This is a genomic window from Mesorhizobium sp. M2A.F.Ca.ET.039.01.1.1 (assembly GCF_003998035.1).
Lineage (GTDB): Bacteria > Pseudomonadota > Alphaproteobacteria > Rhizobiales > Rhizobiaceae > Mesorhizobium.
In genome coordinates this window covers 1-1034 of sequence record NZ_RZRY01001260.1, presented here as the reverse complement: position 1 = coordinate 1034, position 1034 = coordinate 1, and the positions used below count along the sequence as shown (strand labels likewise).

The following is a 1034-nucleotide window of genomic DNA, read 5'->3' as shown; positions in this document are numbered from 1 at the left end:
ACGATCTCCCTCGCCCATCCTCGCCCTCGCTTGTCCGAAGCGAAACGAGGATCATCATGGACGACGAAAACGAACGCGCGGCCCGCGCGAAAAAGGGCAGCCCGTTTCTCAGCACAGCCCAAGCCGCCTTCTATATCGGGCTCTCCCAGCGCACGCTCGAAAAGATGCGGCTCAAGGGCGGCGGCCCGAAATTCCGCAAGCACGGCCGCTATGTCCGCTATCACATCGACGAACTCGACCATTGGTCGAAAGGACACCCGCAGCACTCCATCGCCGGCGATGGCAAGGCCGGTTCCGGCCAGGGCGGCACGGGAGGCCGTTCATGAGGCGGCGCCCTTCCATCCATCTGATCGGCAGCCGCCTGAGGCGTGTTCGAGCCCGTAAGACGGTCGCCTTGGCCGCGGCCGGTCTCGGTCTTTTGGGCTTCACGGCGCTGGGAAAGCCCGCCCCTTGGCTGGTCTGGAACGCCTCGGCCAGCGCGCCGATCGGCCTTTACCGCATCGCTGCGGGAGCGCTGGCGCGTGGCGATCTCGTGCTCGTGCGCCCGCCTGAATACGCGGCGTATCTCGCCGCCGAGCGCAGCTATCTGCCTCGCAATGTGCCGCTGGCAAAACGTCTTGCAGCGCTGCCGGACGATAATGTCTGCGCCTTCAATGACGCCATCATCATCGGCGGCGACATCGTCGCGCGCCGGCTCAAAATCGACGCCGAAGGCCGACCTTTGCCATGGTGGAACGGCTGCCGAGCGCTCGGGGATAACGAGGTTTTCCTGCTCGGCAGCGACAAAAACCGCTCCTTCGACAGCCGCTATTTCGGGCCTGTTCCCACTCAAAATGTCATCGGGAGGCTCGTACCACTATGGACCGAGTGACCCTCCTCTTGTTGGGCATGATCGCCATTGCGCCATGCGCCTGTTCCGCCTCGACCGGCGCTGAGCCGGTCGCCATCTCCCAAAGTCCGCAGCTGCGAAAGTGGCAGACGTTGGTATCGGAAGCAAGCCGGCGCTTCCATATTCCCCAAGCCTGGATCTATGC

General features: G+C 63.9%; 2 protein-coding genes. Both read left to right on the top strand.

Features of this window, described 5'->3' with window-relative positions:
- Positions 1 to 56: 56 nt before the first annotated feature.
- Complete coding sequence (locus EOA24_RS39130) at positions 57 to 326, top strand: helix-turn-helix domain-containing protein (protein ID WP_024505645.1); 270 nt, start codon at positions 57 to 59, stop codon at positions 324 to 326.
- Complete coding sequence (locus EOA24_RS39125) at positions 323 to 871, top strand: S26 family signal peptidase (protein ID WP_024505646.1); 549 nt, start codon at positions 323 to 325, stop codon at positions 869 to 871. The genes EOA24_RS39130 and EOA24_RS39125 overlap by 4 nt, the downstream gene beginning before the upstream one ends.
- Positions 872 to 1034 lie beyond the last annotated feature (163 nt).

What these genes read in the sequence shown, in the direction of transcription:
- EOA24_RS39130 (WP_024505645.1), top strand. Translation starts at nt 57, where the DNA reads ATGGACGACGAAAACGAACGCGCGGCCCGCGCGAAAAAGGGCAGCCCG.
- EOA24_RS39125 (WP_024505646.1), top strand. Translation starts at nt 323, where the DNA reads ATGAGGCGGCGCCCTTCCATCCATCTGATCGGCAGCCGCCTGAGGCGT.